Source organism: Shigella sp. FC1567 (assembly GCF_001743015.1).
GTDB classification, from domain to species: domain Bacteria; phylum Pseudomonadota; class Gammaproteobacteria; order Enterobacterales; family Enterobacteriaceae; genus Escherichia; species Escherichia coli.
On the sequence record NZ_MIIV01000288.1, the window covers coordinates 21,326 to 28,635 of the forward strand.

A 7,310-nucleotide genomic window follows, 5' to 3' on the forward strand; every position below is an offset into this window, starting at 1 on the left:
GCAGGTATTGACCCTTGACGCCAGGGTAAGCACATGGCGTTTGTTACGATAGTGGCATATGAATTTAACCCTCAAAGAATCGCTTGTTACCCGTAGCCGGGTATTTAGCCCGTGGACTGCGTTCTACTTTTTACAGTCGCTATTAATTAACCTCGGCTTAGGTTACCCCTTCAGTTTGCTCTACACCGCTGCGTTTACGGCTATTTTGCTTTTGCTATGGCGAACATTGCCTCGCGTACAAAAAGTTCTGGTCGGTGTCAGTTCGCTGGTGGCGGCTTGTTATTTCCCTTTTGCTCAGGCCTACGGCGCGCCTAATTTCAATACATTGCTGGCATTGCACTCCACCAATATGGAAGAGTCGACCGAAATCCTGACGATTTTTCCGTGGTACAGCTACCTGGTCGGCTTATTTATTTTTGCGCTCGGCGTAATAGCAATCAGGCGAAAAAAAGAGAATGAAAAAGCGCGCTGGAATACCTTCGACAGCCTGTGTCTGGTATTCAGTGTGGCGACATTTTTTGTTGCTCCCGTGCAAAACCTGGCCTGGGGTGGCGTATTTAAACTGAAAGATACTGGCTATCCGGTATTTCGTTTTGCTAAGGATGTCATCGTCAATAATAACGAGGTGATTGAAGAGCAAGAACGGATGGCAAAACTTTCCGGAATGAAAGATACCTGGACGGTCACTGCCGTTAAGCCGAAGTATCAGACCTATGTGGTGGTGATCGGTGAAAGCGCGCGTCGCGATGCCCTCGGTGCCTTTGGCGGTCACTGGGACAATACCCCGTTTGCCAGCAGCGTTAACGGTTTGATATTTGCTGACTACATTGCCGCCAGTGGCTCCACGCAGAAATCGCTTGGCTTAACGCTCAATCGCGTAGTCGATGGCAAACCACAGTTTCAGGATAACTTTGTCACCCTGGCAAATCGCGCGGGCTTCCAGACCTGGTGGTTTTCCAACCAGGGCCAAATCGGCGAATACGATACTGCTATCGCCAGCATCGCCAAACGTGCAGATGAAGTGTACTTCCTGAAAGAAGGTAATTTTGAAGCAGATAAAAACACGAAAGACGAAGCGTTACTGGATATGACCGCTCAAGTGCTGGCGCAAGAGCACTCGCAACCGCAGCTGATTGTTCTGCATCTGATAGGCTCGCATCCGCAGGCCTGCGACAGGACACAAGGCAAATACGAAACCTTTGTGCAATCGAAAGAAACGTCGTGCTATCTCTATACCATGACGCAAACGGACGATTTACTGCGCAAGCTGTACGATCAGTTACGCAACAGCGGCAGCAGCTTCTCTCTGGTTTACTTTTCTGACCACGGTCTGGCCTTTAAAGAGCGCGGCAAAGACGTGCAATACCTTGCCCATGATGATAAATATCAGCAAAATTTCCAGGTGCCTTTTATGGTCATTTCCAGCGACGATAAAGCGCATCGGGTGATTAAAGCCCGCCGCTCAGCCAATGACTTCTTAGGCTTTTTCTCGCAGTGGACGGGAATTAAAGCGAAGGAAATAAATATCAAATACCCGTTTATATCTGAGAAGAAAGCCGGGCCGATATACATCACCAACTTCCAGTTACAGAAGGTGGATTACAACCATCTCGGAACCGATATTTTCGACCCGAAACCTTAAAAACAAAAATCCGCCCCGAGAGGCGGATTTTTTATATCACCAAAGTGATTAGAAGCGGTAACCAACACCGGCAATCCAGGTGCCTACGTCAACGCTACGAATACGGCTCTGCTCGTAAGAGAAGTCCAGAGCAACGTTTTCCATCGGGTTGAACTGCAGACCAGCACCGTAGGAGAAACCGTAGTCGCTGGTGTCGTGTTTGTAGGTCGGGTATTCAGTGGTCTGGAATTTACCATAACCCACACCCACTACACCGTAGATGCTTGCCCAGTCGTTAATGCGGTAAGCCGGACCAGCAGTGATGCCGTAGTACTGGTTTTTGTTGTAGTCACCAGAGCTTGCAGTACGACTTTTCTCGGTGTAAGTGAAAGAACCGATCACACCCAGCGGGCTGTTGTCTTCTTCATAGCGGTATTTCAGGTTGAAACCGCCCATTTTGTTCATTTGGCCCTGAGCGTCGCTCTGTGCGTAACCGCCAGTTACGGTAGAAGTCGCAGCTACGGAAGTACCTGCGGTGAAAGCCAGAACTGCGGCCAGTGCTGAAAGACATGCAATTTTTTTCATAACCACCTCAAATGTGATTCAAATAAGTCCTAAGTTTTAAATATATCAAAAATTAATGGGAAACTCTTCGCGATTTGTGATGTCTAACGGGCCATTTCATGTAACAGAACGTTTCCATACACCGCTATCCATCTAAATTTAAATCACTTTTTCAGAGAACTGCGTAAGTATTACGCATGTTTTCCCTGTCATTCATCCAGATTATTCCTAATCACCAGACTAATGATTCCATCAATCCTGGCGCATTTTAGTCAAAACGGGGGAAAATTTTTTCAACAAATGCTCAACCAGCATTGGGTATATCCAGTACACTCCACGCTTTACTTAAGTCTAGATATTTGTGGGAGAAAGGATGCCTGGTTCATTACGTAAAATGCCGGTCTGGTTACCAATAGTCATATTGCTCGTTGCCATGGCGTCTATTCAGGGTGGAGCCTCGTTAGCTAAGTCACTTTTTCCTCTGGTGGGCGCACCGGGTGTCACTGCGCTGCGTCTGGCATTAGGAACGCTGATCCTCATCGCGTTCTTTAAGCCATGGCGACTGCGCTTTGCCAAAGAGCAACGGTTACCGCTGTTGTTTTACGGCGTTTCGCTGGGTGGGATGAATTATCTTTTTTATCTTTCTATTCAGACAGTACCGCTGGGTATTGCGGTGGCGCTGGAGTTCACCGGACCACTGGCGGTGGCGCTGTTCTCTTCTCGTCGCCCGGTAGATTTCGTCTGGGTTGTGCTGGCGGTTCTTGGTCTGTGGTTCCTGCTACCGCTGGGGCAAGACGTTTCCCATGTCGATTTAACCGGCTGTGCGCTGGCACTGGGGGCCGGGGCTTGTTGGGCTATTTACATTTTAAGTGGGCAACGCGCAGGAGCGGAACATGGCCCTGCGACGGTGGCAATTGGTTCGTTGATTGCAGCGTTAATTTTCGTGCCAATTGGAGCGCTTCAGGCTGGTGAAGCACTCTGGCACTGGTCGGTTATTCCATTGGGTCTGGCTGTCGCTATTCTCTCGACCGCTCTGCCTTATTCGCTGGAAATGATTGCCCTCACCCGTTTGCCAACACGGACATTTGGTACGCTGATGAGCATGGAACCGGCGCTGGCTGCCGTTTCCGGGATGATTTTCCTCGGAGAAACACTGACACCCATACAGCTGCTGGCGCTCGGCGCTATCATCGCCGCTTCAATGGGGTCTACGCTGACAGTACGCAAAGAGAGCAAAATAAAAGAATTAGACATTAATTAAATTTACATTTCTGCATGGTTATGCATAACCATGCAGAATTTCTCGCTACTTTTCCTCTACACCGTCTTTATATATCGAATTATGCAAAAGCATATTTATTCCGAAAATTCCTGGCGAGCAGATAAATAAGAATTGTTCTTATCAATATATCTAACTCATTGAATCTTTATTAGTTTTGTTTTTCACGCTTGTTACCACTATTAGTGTGATAGGAACAGCCAGAATAGCGGAACACATAGCCGGTGCTATACTTAGTCTCGTTAATTACTGGGACATAACATCAAGAGGATATGAAATTATGAGTACCGCTAAATTAGTTAAATCAAAAGCGACCAATCTGCTTTATACCCGCAACGATGTCTCCGACAGCGAGAAAAAAGCAACAGTAGAGTTGCTGAATCGCCAGGTTATCCAGTTTATTGATCTTTCTTTGATTACCAAACAAGCGCACTGGAACATGCGCGGCGCTAACTTCATTGCCGTACATGAAATGCTGGATGGCTTCCGCACCGCACTGATCGATCATCTGGATACCATGGCAGAACGTGCAGTGCAGCTGGGCGGTGTAGCTCTGGGGACCACTCAAGTTATCAACAGCAAAACCCCGCTGAAAAGTTACCCGCTGGACATCCACAACGTTCAGGATCACCTGAAAGAACTGGCTGACCGTTACGCAATCGTCGCTAATGACGTACGCAAAGCGATTGGCGAAGCGAAAGATGACGACACCGCAGATATCCTGACCGCCGCGTCTCGCGACCTGGATAAATTCCTGTGGTTTATCGAGTCTAACATCGAATAAATCCATCGCTGATGGTGCAGAACTTTAGTACCCGATAAAAGCGGCTTCCTGACAGGAGGCCGTTTTGTTTTGCAGCCCACCTCAACGCACTTATTTAGTGCATCCATCTGCTATCTCCAGCTGATTAAGTAAATTTTTTGTATCCACATCATCACACAATCGTTACATAAAGATTGTTTTTTCATCAGGTTTTACGCTAAATAATCACTGTGTTGAGTGCACAATTTTAGCGCACCAGATTGGTGCCCCAGAATGGTGCATCTTCAGGGTATTGCCCTATAAATCGTGCATCACGTTTTTGCCGCATCTCTAAAAATCAATGAGTTGCAAAACTGGCACGATTTTTTCATATATGTGAATGTCACGCAGGGGATCGTCCCGTGGATAGAAAAAAGGAAATGCTATGAAGTCTGTATTAAAAGTTTCACTGGCTGCACTGACCCTGGTTTTTGCGGTTTCTTCTCATGCCGCGGATAAAAAATTAGTTGTCGCGACGGATACCGCCTTCGTTCCGTTTGAATTTAAACAGGGCGATAAATATGTGGGCTTTGACGTTGATCTGTGGGCTGCCATCGCTAAAGAGCTGAAGCTGGATTACGAACTGAAGCCGATGGATTTCAGTGGGATCATTCCGGCACTGCAAACCAAAAACGTCGATCTGGCGCTGGCGGGCATTACCATCACCGACGAGCGTAAAAAAGCGATCGATTTCTCTGACGGCTACTACAAAAGCGGCCTGTTAGTGATGGTGAAAGCTAACAATAACGATGTGAAAAGCGTGAAAGATCTCGACGGGAAAGTGGTTGCTGTGAAGAGCGGTACTGGCTCCGTTGATTACGCGAAAGCAAACATCAAAACTAAAGATCTGCGTCAGTTCCCGAACATCGATAACGCCTATATGGAACTGGGCACCAACCGCGCAGACGCCGTTCTGCACGATACGCCAAACATTCTGTACTTCATCAAAACCGCCGGTAACGGTCAGTTCAAAGCGGTAGGTGACTCTCTGGAAGCGCAGCAATACGGTATTGCGTTCCCGAAAGGTAGCGACGAGCTGCGTGACAAAGTCAACGGCGCGTTGAAAACCCTGCGCGAGAACGGAACTTACAACGAAATCTACAAAAAATGGTTCGGTACTGAACCGAAATAATAACGCTACACCTGTAAAGCGCACTGGCAGTTCCCTCTCCCCTCTGGGGAGAGGATTAGGGTGAGGGGCGCAAACCCGCTCCGGGGCCATTAATTACCCTGAATTTGATTATTTACACCACGGTAACAGGAACAACATATGCAGTTTGACTGGAGTGCCATCTGGCCTGCCATTCCGCTTCTGATTGAAGGTGCCAAAATGACCCTGTGGATTTCGGTCCTCGGTCTGGCTGGCGGTCTGGTAATCGGATTGCTGGCAGGTTTTGCACGCACCTTCGGTGGTTGGATAGCCAACCACGTCGCGCTGGTCTTTATTGAAGTGATCCGCGGCACACCTATCGTCGTCCAGGTGATGTTTATCTATTTCGCCCTGCCGATGGCGTTTAACGACTTACGCATCGACCCATTTACTGCGGCGGTGGTCACCATCATGATCAACTCCGGCGCGTACATTGCGGAAATCACGCGTGGTGCGGTGCTGTCTATTCACAAAGGTTTTCGTGAAGCAGGACTGGCGCTCGGTCTTTCACGTTGGGAAACCATTCGCTACGTCATTTTACCGCTGGCACTGCGTCGTATGCTGCCGCCGCTGGGTAACCAGTGGATCATCAGCATTAAAGACACCTCGCTGTTTATTGTTATCGGCGTGGCGGAACTGACCCGTCAGGGGCAAGAAATTATTGCCGGTAACTTCCGCGCCCTTGAGATCTGGAGCGCCGTGGCGGTGTTCTATCTGATTATTACCCTGGTGCTGAGCTTTATTCTGCGTCGTCTGGAAAGAAGGATGAAAATCCTGTGATTGAATTTAAAAACGTCTCCAAGCACTTTGGCCCAACCCAGGTGCTGCACAATATCGATTTGAACATTGCCCAGGGCGAAGTCGTGGTGATTATCGGGCCGTCCGGTTCCGGTAAATCGACCCTGCTGCGCTGCATCAACAAACTGGAAGAAATCACCTCCGGCGATCTGATTGTCGATGGCCTGAAGGTTAACGATCCGAAAGTTGACGAGCGCCTGATTCGCCAGGAAGCAGGTATGGTGTTCCAGCAGTTTTACCTCTTCCCGCATCTGACGGCGCTGGAAAACGTCATGTTTGGTCCGCTACGCGTGCGTGGCGCGAACAAAGAAGAGGCGGAAAAACTGGCGCGTGAGCTGCTGGCGAAAGTCGGTCTGGCAGAACGTGCACATCACTACCCTTCCGAACTTTCTGGTGGTCAACAGCAGCGTGTGGCGATTGCCCGCGCGCTGGCGGTGAAGCCGAAAATGATGCTGTTTGATGAACCGACTTCCGCTCTTGACCCGGAACTGCGCCATGAAGTGCTGAAGGTTATGCAGGATCTGGCTGAAGAAGGGATGACGATGGTGATCGTGACCCACGAAATCGGTTTTGCCGAGAAAGTAGCTTCGCGGCTGATCTTTATCGACAAAGGCCGGATTGCGGAAGATGGCAATCCGCAGGTGTTGATCAAGAACCCGCCGAGCCAGCGCTTGCAGGAATTTTTGCAGCACGTCTCTTAATAAGACACATTGCCTGATGCGCTACGCTTATCAGGCCTACAGGATATCTGGCAACTTATTAAAATTGCATGAACTTGTAGGACGGATAAGGCGTTCACGCCGCATCCGGCAAAAAAGCCCGCACGTTGTCAGCAATCTGCTTAATATCCCTTCCTCCCTTTCACCCGAAAGGGAGGCACACCAGATTCCTCTCATTTAAAATCGCCCCATTACTTTATTCGTACCCCTTATAATGGGGTGTTAGCCAGCCAGACCCGGCATGATTACTGCCCCCAGTCGTCCATGATCCGGGGGGTGATGTCACCGGGTCTGGTGGGGCGCTGGTAACCGCTAATAGGGGTCAGGTCAGGCACTTTTGCCGGGACCGTCTGTAACGTGGATGCCGGTACCTGCTC

8 protein-coding genes are annotated in these 7,310 nt (G+C 49.1%); 6 read left to right on the forward strand and 2 right to left on the reverse strand.

Annotated elements, in window-relative coordinates:
* Positions 1-58: 58 nt before the first annotated feature.
* Entirely contained in the window at positions 59-1,642 is a 1,584-nt protein-coding gene (gene opgE, locus BHE85_RS15920; RefSeq protein ID WP_039064021.1) for a phosphoethanolamine transferase, read from the forward strand.
* Between the two features lie 48 nt (positions 1,643-1,690).
* Here opgE and ompX read toward each other — a convergent pair whose 3' ends face one another.
* Both ompX and BHE85_RS15930 read right to left on the reverse strand, forming a co-directional pair.
* Positions 1,691-2,206: an outer membrane protein OmpX gene (gene ompX, locus BHE85_RS15925; RefSeq protein WP_001295296.1), complete on the reverse strand. Its 516-nt coding sequence runs from the start codon at positions 2,204-2,206 to the stop codon at positions 1,691-1,693.
* 52 nt (positions 2,207-2,258) lie between these two features.
* The gene (locus BHE85_RS15930) at positions 2,259-2,324 is read right to left on the reverse strand and encodes a protein YliM (protein WP_120795379.1); all 66 of its coding nucleotides are present in this window, start codon (positions 2,322-2,324) and stop codon (positions 2,259-2,261) included.
* Positions 2,325-2,558: 234 nt separating this feature from the next.
* On the opposite strand from BHE85_RS15930, the gene rhtA reads away from it, so the two are divergent.
* The 5 genes from rhtA to glnQ all read left to right on the forward strand — a co-directional run bounded on the left by rhtA (position 2,559) and on the right by glnQ (position 6,915).
* A complete protein-coding gene (rhtA, locus tag BHE85_RS15935) occupies positions 2,559-3,446 on the forward strand; it encodes a threonine/homoserine exporter RhtA (RefSeq protein WP_001295297.1) in 888 nt (295 codons plus the stop codon).
* A gap of 298 nt (positions 3,447-3,744) precedes the next feature.
* A complete protein-coding gene (gene dps, locus BHE85_RS15940) occupies positions 3,745-4,248 on the forward strand; it encodes a DNA starvation/stationary phase protection protein Dps (RefSeq protein WP_000100800.1) in 504 nt (167 codons plus the stop codon).
* A 403-nt stretch (positions 4,249-4,651) separates the two neighbouring features.
* The gene (gene glnH / locus BHE85_RS15945) at positions 4,652-5,398 is read left to right on the forward strand and encodes a glutamine ABC transporter substrate-binding protein GlnH (RefSeq protein WP_000843881.1); all 747 of its coding nucleotides are present in this window, start codon (positions 4,652-4,654) and stop codon (positions 5,396-5,398) included.
* Between the two features lie 138 nt (positions 5,399-5,536).
* Positions 5,537-6,196, forward strand: coding sequence for a glutamine ABC transporter permease GlnP (gene glnP / locus BHE85_RS15950; protein ID WP_001159065.1), 660 nt, complete (start codon positions 5,537-5,539; stop codon positions 6,194-6,196).
* Positions 6,193-6,915: a glutamine ABC transporter ATP-binding protein GlnQ gene (gene glnQ / locus BHE85_RS15955; RefSeq protein ID WP_000569083.1), complete on the forward strand. Its 723-nt coding sequence runs from the start codon at positions 6,193-6,195 to the stop codon at positions 6,913-6,915. The genes glnP and glnQ overlap by 4 nt, the downstream gene beginning before the upstream one ends.
* Positions 6,916-7,310: the final 395 nt, after the last annotated feature.